Here is a 22,017-nt window from a genome sequence, read left to right on the forward strand (position 1 = left end):
GACGCCGACGTGGCGGCAGTGGCGGCAGTGCCTCGCTCGGACGCCGACGTGGCGGCAGTGGCGGCAGTGCCTCGCTCGGACGCCGACGTGGCGGCAGTGGCGGCAGTGCCTCGCTCGGACGCCGACGTGGCGGCGCCTCGAGCCGAGGTGGTGGAAACGGCGGCCGGAGTGGAGATGGCGGCGGGAGTGGAAGTGGCGGTGGTGGCGGGGGTGTTCACGGTGGACCTCATAGCGCGGTCAGGTGCGGGAACAGCTCGTGGCAGGCGGTGCACCGCATGATCGACTGGCAGCGGGCGGGTCCGAAGGTGCTGTGCGGCCGGGTGGCCCGGGAACCGCAGTGCGGGCAGAGCACCCCGGCGAGCTGGACGAGGACCGGGCCGTCCCCGTGCGCCGGCGCGGGCGGGGCGATGCCGTGGGCGGCGAGCTTGTCCCGCCCGGCCGCCGTGATGCGGTCCGTCGTCCACGGCGGTGTCAGCACCTGACGGACCCGTCCGTCCGGGTGGCCACCGGCGGTGAGCACCTGCTGGATCGCCGAGACGATGGCGGGCAGTGCGGGACAGCCCAGATAGGTGGGTGTGACCTCCACTTCCAGCACTCCGTCGGCACCGGGGGCGACCGAGCGGATCACGCCGAGGTCGCCCAGTCCGATCACCGGCAGCTCCGGGTCCGGCAGGGCCTCCACCAGCGTCCGGATCTCCGATACCGGACGCGCCGGCACCCGCATCTCCGGCGCCGGACGCGCCGGCACCCGCATCTCCGGCGCCGGACGCGCCGGGCCGCGCGGGCCGGACGTCGCCGCCGGGGCGGTACGGCCGCTCACCAGGTGCCTCCGGGGAACTGGCGGTGCACCGACTGCAGTTCGGCGATCAGTGACGGGAACTCCTCGGTGTGCAGGCCCGCCCGGCCGCCGCGGGCCTGCCACGGCGGGGTGGGCACGGTGAGTCCGGCGCGGGCGACGACCTCGCTGGTGCGCCGCTCCCACAGCGGGCGCAACGGAGCCGGTGAGGGCACGGTGCCGGCCGCGACGAGCCGGCGCAGCACCTCGTCCTCCTCGAACAGTTCCGCCGTGTAGGGCCACACCCGGTCCAGGCCCTCCTGCATCCGGCGGCCGCTCTCGGGAGTGCCGAGGCCGAGCCGCTCGGTCCAGGTGTCGGCGTGCAGCCGGTGGAACGCGACCTCCTTGGCGGCCCGCTGCCCGAACGCGGCGAGTTCGGGGTCCGCACACCCGCCCAGCGCCTCGTAGTGGAGGACGGCGTAGTGGGTGTGGACGAGCTGCCGGGCGACGGTCGCCGCGAAGTCGCCGTTCGGCAGCTCGGTCAGCAGGGCGTTGGTGAACTCCCGGTCGGTGCGGCCGAAGGCGAAGTCGTCCTCGCCGCGGCCGGTTCCGTCGGCGCGTCCGCTGAGGGTGAACAGCACCCGGGCCTGGCCGATGAGGTCGAGGGCGATGTTGGACAGCGCCAGGTCCTCCTCGATGGTCGGCGCCCGGGTGATCCACTGGCACAGCCGCTGGCCGAGGACGAGCGCGTCGTCGCCGAGGCGCAGCAGGTGTACGGCGAGATCGGTGTCGGCACGGACGCCTCCCGCGGTGCCGGGTGCCGGGTCAGAGGTCGTGGTCACCGTCGGGGCCTTTCTCGGTCAGCGGCGCGAACTGCTGCGGGTACCGGTACGGCTTGTGCCGGGCGTTGGCGAAGAACGGGTCGCGTTCGTCCGGGGAGGCGGTGTGCACGGCGTCGGAGCGGACCACCCACAGCGACAGCGGGTCGCCGCGCCGCGTGTACAGGTCGCGGGCCCTGAGCAGGGCCGTGTCCGCGTCGGAGGCGCGCACCGAGCCCACGTGCTGGTGGGCGAGACCGCGCCGGGGCCTCAGAAAGACCTCCCAGGAGGCGGGGGCCCCCTCTCCCTCCCGGTTCATACCTGCTCCCCCGTCCCGTCGTGCGTGCTCTTTCCGACACCGACACCGACACCGGCACCGACACCGGCACCGGCACCGGCACCTACGCCGACATCGGCACCGGCAGCCGTGCGGGCGGCGTACGCGGCGGCGGCCGTTCGCACCCAGGCGCCGTCCTCGTGTGCGGCGCGCCGGTGTGCGATGCGCTGCCGGGACCAGTGCGTGTCGTCCCCGAGGGCCTGCCGGTAGACGTCCCAGTCGACGGGCGTGAAGTCGTAGTGGCCGCGCTCCTCGTTCCACCGGATCGCCGGGTCCGGCAGGGTCAGGCCGAGGCGTTCGGCCTGCGGGACGCAGCTGTCGACGAAGCGCTGACGCAGCTCGTCGTTGGTGTGGCGCTTGATGCCCCAGGCCATGGCCCGGCGGGAGACCGCGGCACCGAGCGCGGCGGTCCTGGCGTCGGCACCGCCCGCCTGTGTGTCGGGCGGCCCGAACATCAGCGCCACGGCCGGCAACCACCAGCGGTTCACCGCGTCCTGGGCCATGGACCGCTGCTCCGGCGTGCCTTCGCACAGGGCGCGCATCAGGTCGTAGCCCTGCCGCACGTGGAAGGCCTCCTCCTGGCAGACCCGGCGCATCGCCCGCGCGTACGGCCCGTACGAAGTGCGGCACAGCGGCGCCTGGTTGATGACGGCGGCGCCGTCCGTCAGCCACGCGATGGTGCCGGTGTCCGCCCAGGTCAGCGCGGGGTGGTTGAACGTCGCCGAGGCGCGTTGCTGTCCCCCGTGCAGGGCGTCGAGCAGTTCGTCGCGGTCCACCCCGAGTGTCTCGGCGGCCGAGTAGAGGTACAGACCGTGACCGGCCTCGTCCTGGACCTTGGCGATGAGCACCGACTTGCGGTGCAGGGACGGCGCCCGGGTGAGCCAGGCGCCCTCCGGCTGCATGCCGATGATCTCGGAGTGCGCGTGCTGCGCGATCTGGCGGATCATCATGCGGCGGTAGCCGTCGGGCATCCAGTCCCGCGGTTCGACGGCCTCCCCCGCGGCGACGAGCGCCTCGAACCGGTCGGGCAGATCGTCCCGGCCGAGCGGCGCGTGCGTACCGTCGGCCGCGGTGTCCGCCGATGGCCCGCTCATGCTCCGCCTCCCCGGCCGGTCTCCGCCGCGACAGGGGCGTACGCGTCCCCGACCCGGATCCCTCGCCTGGGCACTGGCATCACTCCTTCGGCACTCCTCGGGCATTCGTGGCGCTGACGTCGCCCGGCAGGTCGGGCACAGCCTCCGTCTCGGAAAGAGGCCCCACGGCGGGTCCGCAATCCCCCGCCCCGCGGCCCGACCGCGTGACAAAGGTCACCCCACCCCGGGGGGATTGCGCCTCGGCGCGACCGCCTCTTGTTCGGGTGACAGGCGACAGACGCGACCCGCTCGGCGGCCGGCTCGCCGCGGTGGAAGGGGAAACCATGAGCACCATCAGGGAGTTGCTGGTCGAGCTCACCGGCACGCAGGAGTTCGCCGACGGCGACCGGGTCGGCGACGACGTCGACCTCGCGGCGAGTGGCATCGACTCCGGGGACCTGGTGCGTCTCGTCCTGCTCGTCGAGCAGCGCTCCGGTGTGGAGATCACGGCCGACGACATGGAGAAGCTGCACTCGATCGCCGATTACGAGCGGTTCGTGGCCGAGCGTTCCGCGGCCGGTGCCGGCGGCGGTGCCTGATGTGGCTGACGCAGCTGCTGGAACGCAACCGCCAGTGCTTCGCGGAGCGGACGGCGCTGGTCGACGAGCGGCGCGAGGTCACGTGGTCGCAGTTGCACGACCGCACGCTCGAACTCGCCCGCGGCCTGGCCGACCTGGGCATCGAACGCGGTGACCGGGTCGCCGTCCTGGCGAAGGACCGCATCGAGGTCCTGGAGAGCTATTTCGCGCTGGCCCGGCTGGGCGCGCTGTTCGTCCCGCTGAACCACAGCCTGACGGTGCCCGAGGTCGCCGGGATCGTCGAACGTGTCGGCGCGGTGGCCGTGCTCGGCGAGTCGGAACTGCTGGACCGGCACCCCGAGCTGCCGGCGTCGGTGCGGATCAGGGTGGCGTTCGACAAGCCCGCGTTCGAGGCGCTGGGGACCATGGCCGCCGACCGGGTCCTGCCGGCCGTGGCCGACACCGATCCGGTCGCCGTGCTGCACACGTCGGCGACCACCGGCCAGGCCAAGGGCGTCACGGTCGACAGTGCCTCGTTCCGCGCCATCGCCCTGGGCTGGCTGGTGATGGCCCGGCCCACGGACGACATCGTCATGGTCAACTGCTGCCCGCTGTACCACGGCAGCATGGTGGTGTCCCTGACCTACATGGCCGCGGGCGCCACCATCGTGCTGATGCCCGGCTTCACCCCGCAGCGGGCGCTGGCCGCCGTGGCGGAGCGCCGCGCGACGCACATGTGGCTGGTCCCGCAGATGCTGCGGTTCATGCTGCAGGCCAAGGGCGCCGAGCGGACCGATCTGTCCACGCTCCGGGAGGTCCTGTACGGCGCGGCCCCCATGCCCCTCGACGTGTACGCGGAGGCCGTACGGCGGCTCGGCTGCGGCTTCCGGCAGGTCTACGGCATGACGGAGGTCGGCGGTCCGTTCGTCACCCTCGGCCCCGACGAGCACCCCGCCCCCGGAGACGTCACCGCGCGCATCCCCTGCGGACGCGTGGTGCCCGGCATGTCCGCGCGCGCGACGGACGAGGCCGGCACGGAACTGCCGCGCGGTGAGATCGGTGAGATCGTCGTGCGCGGGCCGGGCGTCATGCAGGGGTACTGGAACGATCCCGAGGCCTCCCGGGAGATCGACCTCGGCGGCTGGATCCGGACCGGGGACCTGGGCTTCGTGGACGAGGCGGGCCGTATCCACCTCGTGGACCGCACCAAGGACCTCATCATCCGCGCCGGCCAGAACGTCTACCCGTCGGAGATCGAGCGCGCCCTGATGACCCATCCCGCGGTCCGGGACGCCGCGGTCGTCGGCATGGGCGACGAGGACTACGGCGAGGTGCCGCTGGCGTACGTCGTGGCCGAACCGGGGACCGGTACCGTGGAACTCCTCGCCCATGTCGCCCAGCGGCTGGCGCCCTACAAGCGGCCGCGGCGGGTGGAGTTCATCGAGCAGGTGCCGCGCAACCCGGCCGGCAAGATCATCAAGAAGCTGTTGCGGGCCTGACGGCGTGTCCCGGCAGCCGTCGGGCGCCCCGGCTCCCCCGAACCCGGCCGGCCGCCGCGGGCAGGCGGCGGCCGGTCTCGGTCGTCTCGTGGCCGCCCGACTTCAAGCATTCCGGGAGGAGTTGGCGGAGTCGGGGCTGGGCCTGGGGGTCGCGTCCGTCACCGAACCGCGGCTCTCGCCCGCCGGGCCCGGCGAGGCGTCCGCGGTGTCGTCGATGCCGCCGCCACGCCGTCTGGAGTTCCTCGCCGGGCGGCTCGCCGCGCGCCGTGCGCTGCGCGCGGTGGGGCTGGACTGCGGGGAGATCCCGCGTGCCGGGCGGCTGCCGCGGTTCCCGCCCGGGCGAGCGGCGTCCATCTCGCACAGCGCCGGGGTGGCGGTCGCCGTGGCGCGCGCGCCGGGCCGTGACACTCCGCTCGGCTGCGATCTGGAACTGCGTCCGCTCCCCGCGGGTGCGGCCCGCCTGGTGCTGCGCGAGGACGAGGAGGACATGCTGTCCGCCGCGCGGCCGGGGGGCGCGCCGTGGTCGGTGACCGCGCTGTTCTCCGCCAAGGAGGCCGCCTGGAAAGCCCTGCACACCGGCCGGGAACCCCTGCCCGGCGGCGAGTTGCGCGGCCTGCGCGACCTGCGTGCGCGGCCCTGGGCGGACGGCCTGCGCGTCGAGGCGCGGAACGCGGCGGCGCCCGCCGTGCACGTCCACGTGATCACGACGGGCCCGGGCGTCTTCAGCACGGTCCTCGGCCGGCCGGCCCACTGAACCCACGGCCGCACCCGTACCGACCGGACCGGCGCCGGCTTCCATCGCCCGGCGCCGACACCGAGGTCCGCACGCGCACGCGCACCCGGACCAGGGCGTCCGTGCCACGCGACCCGCGCTCGATCGGAGCCCCGTCTCCGGCGCCGAGAGGCCGGTGCCCGGACCGCCGTCCGGCTGGTGGCTCGGGCGCCGACCCGCACCAGGGCCGGCGGGCGCCGGCCCTGGTGCGGGGTCGGCTGGCAGGGGGCCGTCGAGCAGGGGTCCGTCAGGCCGGTGCGTTGACCAGGACCGCCATGTTGCCCGCCGGGTGGCGGTTGTCGTGGATGAGCTGGTGCGCCAGGCCGACCTCCTCGAAGCCGAACGTGCGTGACAGGCACGGGTCGACGACACCCTGGTCGATCAGCCGGGTCACCTCCCGCGCCTCCCGGGCGCTCGCCACGTGCGAGCCCTGCAGGCGCTTCTGCCGCATCCACAGGAACCGCAGGTCCACATCCCCGTTGTAGCCGGTGGTGCCGCCGCAGATGACGACCATGCCCCCGTTGTCGCACAGGTACATGGAGGTCGGGATGGTGTCGGCGCCCGAGTGCTCCAGCACGATGCGCGGGCTGCGGCGCTCACCGAGCACCTCCCAGAAGCGCCGTCCGAAGGCGCGGGCCCCGGTCAGCCAGCGGCCCATCGCCGCCTCGTCCGACGTGTCCGGCATCCGGCCCCAGTGCTCGAAGTCGCGCCGGTCGATCCACCCCTGTGCGCCGAGCTTCACGCAGAACTCGCCGCGCTCCTCGCTGGAGACGACCGCGACCGGGATGCCGCCGACGTGCCGGACGAGCTGGATGGCGATACTGCCGAGACCGCCGGCGCCGCCCCAGATCAGCACCGGGTCGCCGGGCCGGACCGTGTGCGGCTCCCAGCCGAAAAGCTGGCGGTAGGCGGTGGCCGCCGTCGCCATGTAGCAGGCGGACTCCGCCCAGGACAGCCGGGTGGGCTTGGGGTGGCACATGTAGTCGTCGACGACGGCGAACTGGGCGAAGGAGCCGTAGTTCTCCTCGTACCCCCACACCCGCTGAGTGCTGGAGAAGGCCGGGTCGGCGCCGAGCCGGATGTCCTCGGCCGACTCGTCCCAGCGGCTGGCGAGCACGACGACCTCGTCGCCGAGCCGTACGCCGCGCACGTCCTCGCCGACGGCCCACACGATGCCGGACAGGTCGGAGCCGCCGATGTGGAAGTCCTCCACGGCACCGGCCTTCTGCCGGGCGGCGATCACGTCGAGCGGCTGGCCGAGCGCCGCCCAGACGTTGTTGTAGTTGACCCCGGCCGCCATCACCTTGACGAGCACCTGCCCGCGCCGCACCGGGGGGACGTCGACGATCTCGGTGCGGAACGCGTCGACGGGCCGCCCGTAGCGTTCCCGGCGGATGAGGGAGGCGTACATCTGCCTGGGCACGGTGCCGAGTTCCGGCGCGTCACCGAGTTCGTAGAGGTCCTGGGGCGCGATCACGGTCACGTGGGATCTCCTGCACGGTCGGGGCCCCCGGGGGCCCGGTGAACGGGTGTGTCGAGGCCCCCTGGGGCCGGAAGGACGGGGGTCGGCGTGGTGGTGCGGTCGCCGGCCCGGCGCAGCGCCTTGGCGACCGCGGCGCCGATCAGCGCCATGGGCTCGGGTTCGGTCATCTCGTAGTGCCCGCAGGGCACGCTGTGGGTGTGCAGGGTCCCGGCGACGTGTGGCCGCCAGCCGTCGGCCTTGTCGGGCAGCACCGCGAGGTCCCCGGGGAAGTCCGTGGCCTCCTCCCGGGCCGCGCCGAAGAACAGCACGTCCCCGTGGAAGAGGCCGGGCGCGAACTGGGGGGCGAGGCGCAGGTTGTTGCGCATGACCTCGGCGATGGCAGCCGCCTCGGCGCGGGTCACCGGCGAACTCGCCGGGTCCGCCGCGACATCGGCGCCGATGCGGTCGAGGACGTCCGGCACGTCCGGCACATCGGCCGCGCCCGGCGCCACCGGCAGCCCTGCGACCCGCATCAGCAGGGCCGCGACCTGCCGTTCGGCCTCCGCGGCGTCGTACTCGCTGCCGTGGGGCTGGGGAGCGTCCAGCATGGCCAGCAGCTCCACCCGTTCGCCGCGCTCCTGCAGCGCGCAGGCCATGGCGTGTGCCACGAAACCGCCGTACGACCAGCCCAGGAGCCGGTAGGGCCCCTGCGGCTGCGTCTCGCGGACGAGGTCGACGTAGGAGGCGACCATGGCGGCGGCGTCCGGCGCGGGCGGGCGGGAGCCGTCGAGCCCCGCGGCCTGGATGCCGTAGACCGGCTGGTCGCCGCCCAGGTGGGGCAGCAGACCGGTGTACCGCCAGGACACGCCCGCACCGGGGTGGACGCAGAACAGCGGTGCGGCACCGCCCTCGGCGCGCAGCGGCAGCAGCGGTGCGAGGGCGTTCGCGCCGCCGCTCTCCGGCTGCGCGCCGGTGCCGTCGGTCGCGGCGAGCACACCGGCGACGGTGGGCGCGGCAAGCAGGGTCGCGGCCGGGAGGTCGAGCACACCAGCCTGCCGCAGCCGGCCCGCCAGCAGGACGGCGCGCATCGAGTCGCCGCCCAGGTCGAAGAAGTTGTCGTGCACGCCGATGCCGCCGATGCCGAGGGTCTCCTCCCACAGCCGGGTGACCGCCTGTTCGCGGTCGGTGCGCGGGGACACGTGCTCGGTCGTGAGCCGGGGCCGCGGGCCGAGGGAAGGCCCCGCGTCCGGGGCGGCGGCGGTGTCCTGGGCGCCCGGTCCGGTGCGGGCGCCGGGGGCGTCGAGCCAGTGGCGGTGCCGCTCGAACGCGTAGGGGGGCAGCGGTGCCCGCCGGGCCGTGTCCGGGGCGGCGGGCAGCGCGGTGTCCACGCCCGCGCTCCACAGCCGGCCCAGTGCCTCGGTGAGGACGAATCCGTCGGAGGCGTCGGCCTTGGCGTGCCGCATCGTGGTCACCGTCACCGGTGCCTCGGGTGCCAGTTGGGCCGCGGCCAGCTTGGTGAGGGTGTCCGCCGGCCCGATCTCCACCAGGACGGGGCGGCCCCGCTCCCACAGCGCCGTGATGCCGTCGGCGAACCGTACGGTGTCGCGGGTGTGGGCGATCCAGTGCCGGACCGAGGTCGCCTGGGCGTCGGTGATCCAGGTACCGGTGACGTTGGTGACGAACGGGATCCGGGGCGGGCGCAGGGTCACGCCCCGCAGCCGCCGCTCGTACGTCTCCAGAACCGGGTCCAGCACGTGGGAGTGGGCGGCGGCGGGTATCCGCAGCCGGCGGAACGGCATGTCGCGGCGGGCCAGTTCGGCCTCCAGGCGCGTCACGGCGGCGTCGTACCCGGCCACGGTGCAGGCGGCGGGGCCGTTGACCGCGGCCAGGGACAGCTCGTCGTCGAGGAGTGGCAGCACCTCCTCGACCGGCGCCGCCACCCCGACGGTCGCGCCGCCCGCGGAGCTGATCAGCCGGATCCGCTCGGTGACCAGGGGCAGCATGTCGTCGAGGTCGATGACCCCGGCCAGGCAGGCGGCGGTGTACTCGCCGAGCGAGTGCCCGATGAGCGCGTCCGGGCGTACCCCGGCCGCCATGAGGGTGCGGGCGAGGGCGTATTCGGTCACGACGAGGGCGAGGAAGGTGCTCGTGCTGTCCGAGCGCCGCTGCTCGAACAGGGCGGTGCGCAGGTCGGCGCCGAGGACCGGGCGCAGGATGCGCGCGCAGTCGTCGACGGTGTCACGGTAGACGTCCTGCTCGCGGTAGAGTTCCGCGCCCATGCCCGGGTACTGGGTGCCGCCGCCGGGCAGGAGGAACGCCACCCGGGCGGGCTCGTCGGACAGCGGCGGGGTGCCGGGGACGGCGGCGCGCAGCGCCGACAGTGCCTCGTCCCGGGATGCGGCCGTCACCGTCAGGCGGTGGCGCAGCGCGGGCCGGCCGGTGCGCAGGGAGTGCGCCACGTCGTCCAGGCGCAGTTCCGGGCGCCGCTCCAGGTGGCGGGCGAGCCGCTCGGCCTGGCCGCGCAGGGCGCCGGCCGTGCGCGCGGACAGCGGCAGCACCAGGCGCCGTCCGTCCTCGGGCGCGCGGGGCGGGGCGGGCGCGGTGGGCGGCGCCTCCTCGAGGACGACGTGGGCGTTGGTGCCGCCGATGCCGAAGGCGCTGACCGCGGCCCTCCTCGGGTGGCCGGCGGCGGGCCAGTCCTCCAGTGCGGTGGGGACCCGGAAGGGGCCGGCGGCGAAGTCGATGAGGGGGTTGGGCTGTTCGAAGTGGAGGCTGGGCGGTATCTGCCGGTGTTCGAGGGCGAGGACCGCCTTGACGAGTCCGGCGATGCCGGCGGCCGCCCCAAGGTGGCCGATGTTGGTCTTCACCGAGCCGAGGGCGCACGTGCCGCTGCGCCGGCTGGACTGCCGGAAGGCCTCGGTGAGCGCCGCCACCTCGATGGGGTCGCCGAGCCGGGTGGCGGTGCCGTGCGCCTCGACCAGGCCGATGGTGTCGGCGTCGACCATGGCCTGGGCCTGCGCGGCGAGGACGACCTCGGTCTGTCCGGCGGCGCTGGGTGCGCTGAAGCCGACCTTGCGGCGCCCGTCGTTGTTGACGGCGCTGCCCCGGATCACGGCCCGGATGCGGTCGCCGTCCGCCAGGGCGTCCTCCAGCCGCTTGAGTACGACGGCGCCGACGCCGTCGCCGGAGGAGGTGCCGGCGGCGTCCGCGGCGAACGCGCGGCAGTGGCCGTCGGGCGAGAAGGGGCCGCCGGGCACGTACCGGTAGCCGAGCAGCGCGGAGGGGTTGAGGGAGGCGGCTGCGGCGAGCGCGGTGTCGCAGCGGTGGTCGAGCAGGTCCTGGCAGGCGGTGTGCACGGCGACGAGCGCGGTGGAACACGCCGTCTGCAGCGACAGGCTCGGGCCGGTCAGCCCCAGCTCGTAGGAGATGCGGGTGGCGAGTGTGCCGAGGGAGTTGGCGGTGGCCGCGTGCACCAGCTCGACCGACCCGGGCTGCCCGGCGTACCTGGGGTGCACATGGGCGGGGTAGTAGCGGCTGTCCCCGCTGCCCGCGTACACGCCGAAGGTGCCGTTGCCGGTGTCCGTGCCGAGGCGGCCGGCGTCCTCCAGCGCGTGGTACGCGGTCTCGAGCAGCAGCCGTTGCTGCGGGTCGACGACGGCGGCCTCGGCGGGGGTGTAGCCGAAGAACCCGGAGTCGAACCGGTCGATGCCGTCCACGACCGACGCCATGCGGATCAGCGACGGATCGTCGAGGTCGCGGGGGTCGCCGCCGGCGGCGAGGAACTCCTCGTCGGTGACGGGCCGTACCGACTCGTGTCCGGCGGCCAGGTTGTCCCAGAAGGCGTCCAGGTCGTCGGCGCCGGGGAAGCGGCCGGCCATGCCGATCACGGCGACGGCGGGCGCCTCCTCGTCCTGCGGTCCGGTCGTCTCATGCATGGCCTCGGTCCTTCCCCTGCCGTGCGGAGCGGCGGGCCCGGGCCGCGCGCTGCCGCTGTGCCTGTTCCTTGGCGCGTTCCAGCGCGCTCGTGCTCCCGGAGCCTCCGTTGCCCCCGGCGGGCGCCTGCGGATCGCCCGCCTGCGGATCGCCCGCTCGCGGGTCGCCTGTCCGGGGTTCGCCCGTGCGGGTCTTCGCCGCCTGCGGGTCCGCCCCGGCCGGCGGGCCGGTCAGGGCCGCCAGGTGGCGGGCCAGGTCGCGCACCGTCGGGTGGGCGAAGAGGTCGACGACCGACAGGTCGCAGCCGAGGTCCCGGTTGACGGCGTTCTGGGCGGTGACCAGGAGCAGTGAATTGCCGCCCAGGTCGAAGAAGTTCTCGTCCCGGCCCACCCGGTCGCGTCCCAGGACGGCGCACCACAGCTCGGCGAGCCGGCTCTCCAGGCCGAGGACCCGCTCCCCGGTGCCGGTGGCCGCCGCCGGCTGTTCGGCGCTGCCGGCGGCGCGCAGCACCCAGTGGTCGCCCCCGGCGGCGCCGGCGGCCGCCCGGTGCAGCGCGCCGAGGTCGGCGCCCTCCTCCAGGGCGACGCGTCCGGCCAGCCGCCGTACCTGCCGGGCCGGTTCGAGCACATGGCTGCGAACCCAGGGCGCGGTGCGGTCGGCACCGATCAGCAGGTGGGGTTCGTCCAGGGCGCGGGCGAGGTCGAAGGAGCGCAGCGCGGCGGTGCCGTCCAGCACCCGGTAGCCGCGCGCCTCGGTGAGCGCGGTGAGCCGGTAGCCGCTGCTCATGCCGCGCTCGTGCCACATGCTCCAGGCCAGGCTCTGCGCGGGCAGGCCGAGGGCGCGGCGGTGCAGGGCGAGGGCGTCGAGGTAGGCGTTGGCCGCGGCGTAGGCGGTGTTCATGGCGCCGCCGAAGTAGCCGTTCACCGAGGAGAAGGTGACGAAGGAGGTGACCGGGTGGCCGGCGGCGACGCGGTGCAGGGTCCAGGCGCCGCGCGCCTTGGCGTCCAGGGCCGCGCGCCAGGTGGCGGGGTCCAGTTCGCCGACGGGCCGTTCGACCAGGGCGCCGGCCAGATGCAGCACGGACACCAGGGGGACGCCCCATGCCTCGGTGGCCGCGTCGACCGCTTCCCGCACCTGCCGTTCGTCGGTGACGTCGGCGCACGCGTAGCGCACCTCGCCGAGTCGCCGCAGCCGCCGGCCGGCCTCGATGCGGGCGGCCACGGGGGTCCCGTCGGCCGGGTACCGCTCCCAGGTGTCCTCCGCGGGCAGCGGCGTGCGTCCGAGGATCAGCAGCCGGGTGCCTGGCGTCTGCAGGAGGTGGGCGGCGAGTTCGGTGCCGACCCCGCCCAGGCCTCCGCTGATCAGGTGGAAGCCGTCGGCCGCGGGCGGTGCCTCACGGGCCGCCGGGTCGGCCGGCGGGGCCAGCCGCCGGACATGGCGCCGTCCGCCGCGGCGGGCCACCTCGGTGTCGACGGGTGGGTGCGCCGCTTCGGCCGACAGCAGGGCCACCACGTCCTCGTCGCCGTCCGGCTGGAGGTCGAGGTGGACGCAGCGCAGCCGGCCGGACTCCTCGGGCAGCGACTTCAGTACGGCGCCGGCCATGGCCTGCGCCGGGTCGGGACGGTCCTGCGCGGTGACCGCCTGGGCGCCAGCGGTGACGTACAGCAGGTCCACCGGGTGCGGTTCGCCGGGCCGGGAGGTGAGGGCCCGGGCGAGCGCCAGCAGGGAGAGGGCAGCGGCCTCGTCGGGTGCGGCCTCGCCGGGTGCGGTCCGGTTGGGTGCGTCCCCATCGGGTGCGGCCTCACCGGGTGCGGTCCGGTTGGGTGCGTCCCCATCGGGTGCGGCCTCACCGGGTGCGGTCCGGTTGGGTGCGGTCTCGATGGCGTGCCCGGTGTGCAGCGCGCCGAGGTGCACGACGGCGTCGACCGGCCGCCGGTCGGTAGCCAGCGATTCCAGCAGCGCCGCGTGGTCGGCGTCCTCGGTGGGCCGGATCCGGTAGCGGGCGGCGTCCAGCCGCTCGTACGACGTGCCGTCGGTGACCTGGGTGCACAGGCCGCCGCCGGCGCGCAGCGACCGGGCCAGGCGCTCGGCGAGGTCCTGGGACCGCGGATCGCCGCCCGCCAGGACGAGGGTGTGCCGGCCGGGTGCCGGGGGCCGCGGGTGGTGCTGCTCCGCGGGCTGCCATACCGGCCGCAGGAACCAGTCGGGGAGGGTGGCCGCGGTGCCCAGCAGCAGCTGGGCCTCGCGGACCTCGTCGTCGAAGGCGCCCGCCTCGAAGCTCTTGCGCAGCTTGGTCCGCTGGATCTTGCCTATCTCGGTCTTGGGGACGGCGTCGGGGCCGACCGGGACGAGGAAGGCGGGGCTGACGCCGATCTCCCGGGTCACCTTGCCGGCGATCTCGCGCATCGCGGCGGCGCGGTCGGGGCCGGGGGCGAGGTGGAAGAACAGGGCGAGTTCGTCGGTGGGCGAGGACGGGTCGGAGCGGACCGCGCAGGCGGCGGTGAAGCTGCGTACGACGGAGGGCAGTTGCTCGACGCAGGCCTCGATCTCGTGGCTGTAGTGGTTGACGCCGTTGACGATGATGACGTCCTTGGCACGGCCGGTGATGTACAGCTCGCCGTCCCGCAGGAACGCCAGGTCTCCGGTGTCGAACCAGCCGTCGTCGGTGAACGCCTCCGCGTTCGCGGCCGGGTTGTCGTGGTAGCCGCGGGTCACGGAGGTACCGCGGACCTGGAGCCGGCCGACGTCGCCCTCGGCCAGCACCGCGGTGTGCTCGTCGACGATCCGCATGGCGAAGCCGGGGTAGGGCAGGCCGCAGCTGACGAACGTCTCGTCGGTGCCCGGTGCCTCGGCGGGCAGCACGGAGTCGGTGACCACCGAGCACGTCTCCGACATGCCCCAGCCGGGATGCATCACGTCCTGCGGCAGCCCGAAGGGGCGCAGGGCGTGCAGGAAGCCGCGGGCGGCGGCGGCCACCACGACCTCGCCGGCGTTCATCACCAGCCGCATCGGCGTCAGGTCCCACTCCCGGTCCTGGAAGCGGTGGGCCTGTTCGGCCAGGAGTCCGAAGGCGAAGTTGGGCGCCCAGGTGACCGTGACCCGGTGCCGGTGGGCGAGGTCCATCCAGCGCAGCGGCTCCTGCAGGATCCAGGAGGTGGGCGCGTGGATCTGCCGGCAGCCCAGGTAGACGTCCCGCAGGTGGAACATCACCACGCCGGTGACGTGGTCGAGGGGGATCCAGTTCAGGGTGACGTCCCGCTCGCCGAGCCCGTTCATGGCCTCGGTGGCGGCGGACCTGGTGAGGACGCCCCGATGGGTCAGGCGTACGGCCTTCGGCAGTCCCGTGCTGCCGGAGGTCATCAGCATCAGGATGAGGTCGTCCGGCCGGGCGGCGTACCAGTCGCGGTCCTCGGGAGCGTCCCTGAGCGCGTCGGCCGTGGTCAGTCGCGGGTCGGGCCAGTTCTGCCGCTCCGCCACGTCCCGCAGGCCGGCTTCGAGTGCCGGCGAGCACACGATCCAGGGCCGGCCGAGCATCCGCCAGATGCCCTCCAGTTTCGTGAGCGCCGCCGAGGACGTGGCGTAGGAGGCGGGGACGGTGAGGGGTACGGCGACGAAGCCACCCAGGATGCAGCCCCACAGCACGGCGAGGAAGTCCTCGCTCGCGTCGCACTGGAGGATCACCTGGTCGCCGGGGCGCAGCCCGGCCCGCCGCAGTCCGGCCAGGACCCGGGAGGCCTCGGGGACGAGGGAGGCGTAGTCGCGCCGCGTCTCGCTGCCGTCGGCGTGCACGTGCACGATGTCGCCGCCGGCCCGTTCGGCGGCGCGCAGCAGGGCCTCGGCCCAGCCGGCCACGGAGGGCTCGGCCAGTTCCGGGCCTTCGCTCAGTGCCGGTTTCGTGCCGGCGGCCGTGCGGGGACCGGCGGCCGGTGCCGGCTGCGGGGTGCGGCGCGGCGGGCCCGCGTGCCTGCGGCCGAGTTCCTCCGGGGTGTTCTCCACGACGACCTCGGCCGTGCCGACGCCGGGGATGCGGGAGAGGCGCTGCCGCCACGTCTCGGCGGCGGCGCGGTCGACGGCCGGCAGGGCGTCGAGCGCGGCTGAGTCCAGCGTGCCGTCGGCGGTGCGGGGCAGTGTGCTGACCGCGGTGACGCGGACCGCTCCGGCAGCGGCACGGTCCATGATCCGTTCGACGCCTTCGGCGGCCTCGGCGCGGCCCGGCACCACGAACAGCCGCGCGGGGCCTCCGTCGGCCGCGGGCAGGGCGACCGCGTCGCGGATGCCGGGCACGGAGAGCGCCGCGTCCACCAGGCCGGTCGTGTCGGTGCCGCGGGGTGCGGCGGAGCTGCGGGGGGCCGGCGCCGGGAGCCGGCCGAGCCGTACGTCCGGGTCGGCGGCCACGACGTCCAGCACGCGGCGCAGCGTCCGGGCGAACTCCTCGGCCGTGGCCGCGTCGTAGAGGTCGGTGGCGTACTCGACGTGCAGTTCCAGGCCCCCCGGGCTGCCGTCCGGGGTGTGCCGTTCGAGGACGTCGACGAAGAGGTCGAACTTGGCCGTGCCGGTGGCGGTGGGCCGCAACGGCACCGCCCGGTCCTCCAGCCGGAGCACGGCGGGCTCGTTGTTCTGCAGGGCCAGCATGACCTGGAACAGCGGGTGGCGGCCGGGCAGGCGGGGCGGGTTGAGTTCGTCCACCAGGCGGTCGAAGGGCAGCTCCTGGTGGTCCAGGGCGGCCAGGTCGGCCGGGCGCAGCCGGGCCAGCAGTTCCCGGAAGGCCGGGTCGCCGGAGGTGTCGGCGCGCAGCACGAGGGTGTTGGTGACCAGGCCGATCAGGTCGTCCAGGCCGGGTTCCGACCGGCCGGCGACGGGAGCGCCGACGACCACGTCCTCTCCGGCGCCGCACCGGGTGAGCAGGGCGCCGACCGCGGCGTGCAGCACGATGAAGAGGCTGGCGCCCGCGGACTCCGCGAGGCGCAGCAGGTCCCGGTGCAGGGCGGCGTCCACGTACTGCGTGACGTGGGCGCCGCCGCGCGGTGCCGTGGGACGCGGCCGGTCGCCGGGCAGGGTGCACTCCTCGGGCAGGCCGGCGAGGGCCTCGCGCCAGTACGCCACGAGTCGTTCCGCGTGTCCCGTGCCGTCCGGTTCGGGGGCGAGCAGGGCGCGCTGCCAGAGCGCGTGGTCCGCGTACTGCACGGGCAGGGGGTCCCAGGCCGGGGCCGTGCCCGCGCGGCGCGCCGCGTAGGCCGTGGTCAGGTCGTCGGCGAGGGGGCGCAGCGACCAGCCGTCGGCCGCGCTGTGATGCAGCACGAGAAGCAGCGTCCGCTCCACGCCGGTCCCGAACAGCCAGGCCCGCAGGGGGCTTTCACCGGTCAGGTCGAATCGGTGCCGGGACGCCGCGGCCAGGTGCGCGCCGATCTCCTCGGCCGGGCAGTCCACTTGGTGCAGCTCCGGGCGCATCCGCCCCGGCGGCAGGATCCGCTGGCAGGGCACGCCCTCGCTCTCGGCGAACACGGTGCGCAGGCTCTCGTGCCGGTCGGCGAGGTCGCCCAGTGCCGCGTGCAGGGCCTCGGCGTCCGCTTCGGGGCCGAGCGGTACGGCCAGCGGGATGTTGTAGGTCGCCGTCGAGTCGTCGAGCCGGTTCAGGAACCACATGCGTTCCTGGGCGAACGACAGCGGCACGCGTTCCGGCCGGTCGCCGGCGCCGAGGACGGGGCGCCCGGGAGCGGCGCCCGCCGTGTCGTCGAGCCGTTGCGCGAGGGCGGCGGGTGTCGGCCCCTCGAACAGGGCGGTGATGGGCACCTCGGCGCCGGTCCGGTGCCGCAGCCGGGCCAGCAGCCGGGTGGCGAGCAGCGAGTCGCCGCCCAGGTCGAAGAAGTTGGCGTCGGCGCCGACCGTGTCCCGGGGCAGCCGCAGCACCTCCTCGAAGAGGGTGCACAGCAGGGCCTGTTGTACGGTCGCGGGGCGTGCCCCGGCCGCGGCGGCGGTGAAGTCGGGCGCGGGCAGGGCCGTGACGTCGAGCTTGCCGTTGGCGGTCAGCGGGAGCGCGTCGACGGGCACGCAGGCCGCGGGGACCATGTGGTCGGGCAGCCGGGCGGCGGCGTGGGCGCGCAGCTCCGCCGGGCTCGGTGGCGGGCCGCCGGCGGCCACGGTGTAGGCGACGAGCTGCTGGGCGCCGTTGCCGGCCCGGCGTACGACGACGGCGGCCCGGGAGATCCGCGGGTGGCCGGCGAGGACGGCCTCGATCTCGCCGGGTTCCACGCGGAATCCCCGCAGTTGCACCTGCTGGTCGGCCCGGCCCAGGTATTCGAGGGTGCCGTCGGCGCGGCGCCGGGCGAGGTCGCCGGAGCGGTACATGCGGCCGCCGGGCGGGCCGAAGGGGTCGTCGAGGAACCGCTCGGCGGTCAGCTCGGGCCGGTGCAGATACCCGGCGGCCAGGCCCGCGCCGGCGACGTACAACTCGCCGACGGCGCCCGGCGGGACCGGTCGCCGGTCGCCGTCCAGCAGGTACACGCGCAGATCGGCGAGCGGGGCGCCGATGACGCTGCCGCGGCGCGGGTCCGTGAGGTCGGCCGGGGTGATGCGGTGGTGGGTGACGTGCACGGTGGTCTCGGTGATGCCGTACATGTTCACGAGCGCCGGCCTTTCGAGGCCGTGCCGGTCGGCCCACGGGCGCAGCCGCTCGGGGCGCAGCGCCTCCCCGCCGAAGACGACGTGACGCAGCGCGCCCACCCCGCCCGGCTGGGCGCCCCCGGCGTCCGCCGGCCGGCCTTCGGCGTCCGTCAGCGGGCCTTCGGCGTCCATCAGCTGCTCGAAGGCGGACGGCGTCTGGTTGAGGACGGTCACGCCCTCGTCGTGCAGCAGCCTCAGGAAGTCCCGGGGCGAGCGGCTGACGGCGTACGGCACGACGACGAGCCGGCCGCCGTGCAGCAGGGCGCCCCAGATCTCCCACACCGAGAAGTCGAAGGCGTAGGAGTGGAACAGGGTCCAGACGTCGTCGGAGCCGAAGTCGAAGTGCTCGGCCGTGGCGGCGAAGAGCCGGACCACGTTCGCGTGTGCGACGGGCACGCCCTTGGGGCGGCCGGTGGAGCCGGACGTGTGGATGATGTACGCGATGTCCGCCGGGCCGGTCGGGCCTCCGCGGTCGGTGTCGGTCAGGTCGCCGGCCGCCCGTGCGGCGAGGTCCGTCTCGACGGCGGGGTCGTCCAGGACCACGGCGGGGACGTCGTCGCCCAGGTCGGCGGCGAGGCCGCTCTCGGTCACGAGGAGCACGGGGGCCGCGTCCTCCATGACGAGCCGGAGCCGCTGCGCGGGGTGTCCGGGGTCCAGTGGCAGATAGGCGGCGCCGGTCTTGAGGACCGCCAGCAGCGCGGGCAGCAGCCGCGGGCCCCGGTGCAGCGCCAAGGCCACCACCCGGCCGGGTCCCGCGCCGCGCTCGCTCAGGTGCCGGGCCAGCCGGTTGGCCTCGGCGTTCAGTTCGGCGTAGGTGAGCCGGTCTTGCTCGTGGGTCACCGCCACCCGCCCCGGGTGGGCCTGCGCCTGCCGCTCGAACAGCTCGGTGAGCGTCGCGGTGACGGGCAGGTTCCGCGCCGGCCGGCCGCCCGGGTGCTCGCCGGGCAGCAGCAGGTCGAGTTCCCCGAGCGGTGTGGTGGGCGCGGCCGTCGCCAGCCGGTGCAGCAGGGCCAGGAACCGGTCGCGGTGGAGGGCGAGTTCCCGCTCGTCGTAGAGGGCGGGGTTGGCGTCGAAGGCCAACCAGAGCCCGCCGGGCCGGGTTCCGGGCCGCACCGAGATCTGCAGGTCGTCGACGGCGCCGCCGGAGAGGTGGTGCCAGACCGCCGGGTGGCCGCCGAAGTCCAGGGTCTCGGTGAACGGGACGATGTTGAGCACCGGCCCGTACAGCCGGCGCCCGGTGCCCAGCAGGCCCAGGTCACGGCGGATGAACTCGCCCCGGTACTGCTGGTGCCGGCGCAGTGCGGCCAGTTCCGAGGCCACGGTCCGCGCGAAGTCGGCGACGGGTGTGCCGGGGGCGGCGGCCACGCGCAGCGGCAGGACGTCGGAGGCGGTGCCCGGGGTGCGCAGCGCCGCGCTGCCGAGCCGGCTCATGGTGGCCATGCCCAGTACGAGGTCGTCGGCGCCGGTCATGCGGTGCAGATAGGCGGCCACGGCGGCGGTCAGCAGGTCGGTGCGGGTGACGTCGAACCGGGCCGCGGCGGCGGACAGGGCCTCGGCGTCGGCGCCGTCCACTTCCGCGGTGTGCCGCAGGAACGGGGCCTGGGGCGGGGCGGCGCGACGGGTGAGCCGGGCCGGCTCCGGCAGTCCGGCCAGCCGCCGCGTCCAGTGTGCGCGGTCGCGGGCGCAGCGCTCGGAGGCGAGGTAGGCGGTCTCCTCGGTGCGCAGCCGGCTCTCCGGCGCGAAGCCGGTGGGGCCGGGCTCACGTCCCTCGGCGAGCGCGTTGTAGGTGTCCGCGAGACGGCGGCCCAGGAGCTTGTAGCTGTAGCCGTCGAGCAGGATGTGATGGGCCCTCAGCAGCCACATGTGCCGGTCGGCGGCGAGGGTGAGGAGGGTGTGCGTGAACAACGGTCCCTTGTCCGTGTCCACCGGGGTCGCCAGTTCGGCGCGGACGCGCTCCCAGGCGGCGCCCTCCGGGTCGGCGGCGTCGCTGACGTCGACCCGGTGCAGCGGCCAGTCGTCCGCGTCCGGTGCCGGGTGGCAGCGGGGACCGTCGTCGGTGTCGGAGAAACGCAGCGCGAACGTGCCGGCCTCGCCGACGGTGCGGCGCAGCGCGGTCTCGAACAGAGCCGTGTCGAGGGCGCCGTGGATCTCCACCGCCTCCGCCGTGTTGTACGCGGCGCTGTCGGGTGCCAGCCGCTGCGCGTACCAGAGGCCCTCCTGGGCTCCGGACAGCGGTCGACGTTCGTCCTCGCGGAGTGACTCCTCGTGGAGTGACATAGCACAACCCTCACGTGGCAAGCCGTAATGTCCCGGCCGGGGAGAGCCCGGCCGGTCGGACAGGGGGGTGCGACCTCGCCGACGGGGGCGGGAAAAGGACGGTCGCACGCCGAGGGCGTGGCCAGGTCGCGGCCCCACCGCCGGTTACGAGGTCCTCACGCTGCGGCAGCCGGGCGGATCCGGTCAAGCCCGGCCCGGTCCCGGAGGGCGAATTCAGGTTTTTCCCTGAAGTACGCGGGGGCGGGGATAGAACCGCCGCCGGCAAGCTCTAGGGAAATTCCGGGACTTTCGCGCGTCGCCCGTCCACGGGTGGATTCGTGCGGCCTCAACCGTGCACCCTCGAACGGACGTTGAGTCGATCCCGCGATCGGTGACGAGCCGTCGGTGATTCGGGATGTCGGGAGTGGGCGGACGGAATGAGGGCCGAGGACATGCACCGTGCGTTGTGTCCGGTGGAAGCGCTGTACGTCGGGCAGAGAAGCAGGGCGGTGCTCTCCACCTCCTTGCGCGGTCACATCGACGCCGAGGCGCTGTCGGCGGCGTTCGACGCGGTCACGCGGGCGCATCCGTCGCTGCGGACACGCATCGTGCCGGACGGCGGGGGCTTCGCGCTGAGCCTGCTGGACGAGGGCGAGCGGCCGCGGCTGACCACCCGGACCGGACTCGCCGAGGACGCCTACGCCGCGGAGCTGAACACCCCGCTGGCACTGGGCGGGCCGCTGAGCCGGGCGGTCCTGGTGAGCGCGCCGGAGGGCGACGGTCACCTGTTCGTCCTCTCGGTGGACCACACCATCACGGACGGGCACAGCAGCATCGCGCTGCACAACGAGATCTGGGACCGCTACCGGGCCCTGGTCGAGGGCGAGGAGATGCCGGGCGCCGCGGCCGGGGCGCCGGACGCCGAGCCCCACTGGCCCGAGCCCGTCAGCCGGTTGCTGCCCGCCGCGGATCCGGCCGAGACCGCCGGGTATCTCGAGGGGCGCATCGAGGAGTCGCGGCGGCACCCGGTGGAGCTGGTCCCCTACGACGTGCCGCCGGCGGCCGCCACCGGCGCGGCAAGCGGTCCGGGCCGCACCGGCGCGGCCGGCGACGGGCACATCGAGGTGTGCCGGCTGACCCTCGACGAGGAGCGCACCACCCGGCTGCGGCACACCGCGCGCCGGGCCGGCGTGTCCGTGCACGCCCTGGTCTGCGCGGCCCTTCTCGCGGCGGCACGCCGCCGCCTGCCGGGCGACGGGCCGCGCACACTCGGCTGCCTCTCCCCCGTCGACCTGCGGTCCCGGCTGACGCCGCCGCTGCCCGCCGCGGTCATGGTGCCCGCCGTCACCACGCATCTGCAGACCCTGGACGTCTCCACGGAGGCGGATCCCACCACGCTGGCCCGCACCGTCCACGCCCGGCTCGGTGACTTCGTCGCCGGGGCCGGCCCGCACCACGAGATGCGGATCACGCCGGAGATCCCCGGCCGTCCGACGCTGCAGCTGGCCACGGTGATCGCCACCAACATGGGTGTCGTGCGCGGCCCCCGGCTGCCGGCGGGACTGCGGGCCACCGACGTCCGGCTGGTTCCCGCCCGGGAGCAGTACTTCCCGCAGGCGGGCCGCAGCCCCCTCATGGCGTGTGTCGTCTCCTTCGAGGGACGGCTCGCCATCGAGTTCCCGCACTTCACCGCCTGCTTCAGCCCCTCGTTCACCGAGGCGTTCCGCGACGAGGTCCGCGCCGGGCTCGCCACCTTCCTCGACGCCCCCGAGCCCGTCCCGGCGCGGGCGAGCTGAGGGCGGGTCGACGGGCCCGCCACATCCGACCGGCCACCGTAAGGAGCCTCCTTCCGAC

At 75.0% G+C, this 22,017-nt stretch carries 12 protein-coding genes; 5 read left to right on the top strand and 7 right to left on the bottom strand.

Features of this window, described 5'->3' with window-relative positions; genetic code table 11:
• On the top strand, positions 1–279 hold a 279-nt coding region (locus ACGFT2_RS08215; RefSeq protein ID WP_393274723.1), incomplete at its 5' end, for a hypothetical protein.
• On the opposite strand, the gene paaD is transcribed toward ACGFT2_RS08215, so the two are convergent.
• The 4 genes from paaD to paaA form a co-directional block, all read right to left on the bottom strand.
• Positions 227–724, bottom strand: a complete 498-nt coding sequence (gene paaD, locus ACGFT2_RS08220) for a 1,2-phenylacetyl-CoA epoxidase subunit PaaD (RefSeq protein WP_393274949.1) — start codon at positions 722–724, stop codon at positions 227–229. The genes ACGFT2_RS08215 and paaD overlap by 53 nt on opposite strands.
• 92 nt (positions 725–816) lie before the next feature.
• Complete coding sequence (gene paaC / locus ACGFT2_RS08225) at positions 817–1,617, bottom strand: 1,2-phenylacetyl-CoA epoxidase subunit PaaC (RefSeq protein WP_393274725.1); 801 nt, start codon at positions 1,615–1,617, stop codon at positions 817–819.
• Complete coding sequence (paaB, locus tag ACGFT2_RS08230) at positions 1,601–1,912, bottom strand: 1,2-phenylacetyl-CoA epoxidase subunit PaaB (protein ID WP_393274727.1); 312 nt, start codon at positions 1,910–1,912, stop codon at positions 1,601–1,603. The genes paaC and paaB overlap by 17 nt, the downstream gene beginning before the upstream one ends.
• Positions 1,909–3,024 (bottom strand): 1,2-phenylacetyl-CoA epoxidase subunit PaaA, encoded by a 1,116-nt coding sequence (gene paaA / locus ACGFT2_RS08235; RefSeq protein ID WP_393274729.1) that lies wholly within the window; start codon positions 3,022–3,024, stop codon positions 1,909–1,911. Before paaA ends, paaB begins: the two co-directional genes overlap by 4 nt.
• 323 nt (positions 3,025–3,347) lie before the next feature.
• Here paaA and ACGFT2_RS08240 point away from each other — a divergent pair, with 323 nt between their 5' ends.
• The 3 genes from ACGFT2_RS08240 to ACGFT2_RS08250 all read left to right on the top strand — a co-directional run bounded on the left by ACGFT2_RS08240 (position 3,348) and on the right by ACGFT2_RS08250 (position 5,834).
• On the top strand, positions 3,348–3,602 hold the full coding sequence (locus tag ACGFT2_RS08240; RefSeq protein ID WP_393274731.1) for a phosphopantetheine-binding protein: 255 nt from the start codon (positions 3,348–3,350) through the stop codon (positions 3,600–3,602).
• A complete protein-coding gene (locus tag ACGFT2_RS08245; protein ID WP_393274733.1) occupies positions 3,602–5,080 on the top strand; it encodes a class I adenylate-forming enzyme family protein in 1,479 nt (492 codons plus the stop codon). The genes ACGFT2_RS08240 and ACGFT2_RS08245 overlap by 1 nt, the downstream gene beginning before the upstream one ends.
• Positions 5,081–5,168: 88 nt before the next feature.
• The gene (locus tag ACGFT2_RS08250; protein WP_393274734.1) at positions 5,169–5,834 is read left to right on the top strand and encodes a 4'-phosphopantetheinyl transferase superfamily protein; all 666 of its coding nucleotides are present in this window, start codon (positions 5,169–5,171) and stop codon (positions 5,832–5,834) included.
• 265 nt (positions 5,835–6,099) lie between these two features.
• Here ACGFT2_RS08250 and ccrA read toward each other — a convergent pair whose 3' ends face one another.
• The 3 genes from ccrA to ACGFT2_RS08265 are packed head-to-tail and all read right to left on the bottom strand — an operon-like array spanning position 6,100 to position 20,184.
• Positions 6,100–7,335: a crotonyl-CoA carboxylase/reductase gene (gene ccrA / locus ACGFT2_RS08255; RefSeq protein ID WP_393274736.1), complete on the bottom strand. Its 1,236-nt coding sequence runs from the start codon at positions 7,333–7,335 to the stop codon at positions 6,100–6,102.
• The gene (locus tag ACGFT2_RS08260; RefSeq protein ID WP_393274738.1) at positions 7,332–11,249 is read right to left on the bottom strand and encodes a type I polyketide synthase; all 3,918 of its coding nucleotides are present in this window, start codon (positions 11,247–11,249) and stop codon (positions 7,332–7,334) included. The genes ccrA and ACGFT2_RS08260 overlap by 4 nt, the downstream gene beginning before the upstream one ends.
• Positions 11,242–20,184, bottom strand: coding sequence for an amino acid adenylation domain-containing protein (locus ACGFT2_RS08265; RefSeq protein WP_393274740.1), 8,943 nt, complete (start codon positions 20,182–20,184; stop codon positions 11,242–11,244). The genes ACGFT2_RS08260 and ACGFT2_RS08265 overlap by 8 nt, the downstream gene beginning before the upstream one ends.
• A gap of 431 nt (positions 20,185–20,615) precedes the next feature.
• Between ACGFT2_RS08265 and ACGFT2_RS08270 the strand changes: the two genes are divergently transcribed.
• Positions 20,616–21,959 carry a condensation domain-containing protein gene (locus ACGFT2_RS08270; RefSeq protein ID WP_393274741.1) on the top strand — a complete coding sequence of 448 codons (1,344 nt, stop codon included), beginning with the start codon at positions 20,616–20,618 and terminating at the stop codon, positions 21,957–21,959.
• The last annotated feature ends 58 nt before the right edge of the window (positions 21,960–22,017 follow it).

It is taken from the genome of Streptomyces sp. NPDC048514, assembly GCF_043199955.1.
Lineage (GTDB): Bacteria > Actinomycetota > Actinomycetes > Streptomycetales > Streptomycetaceae > Streptomyces.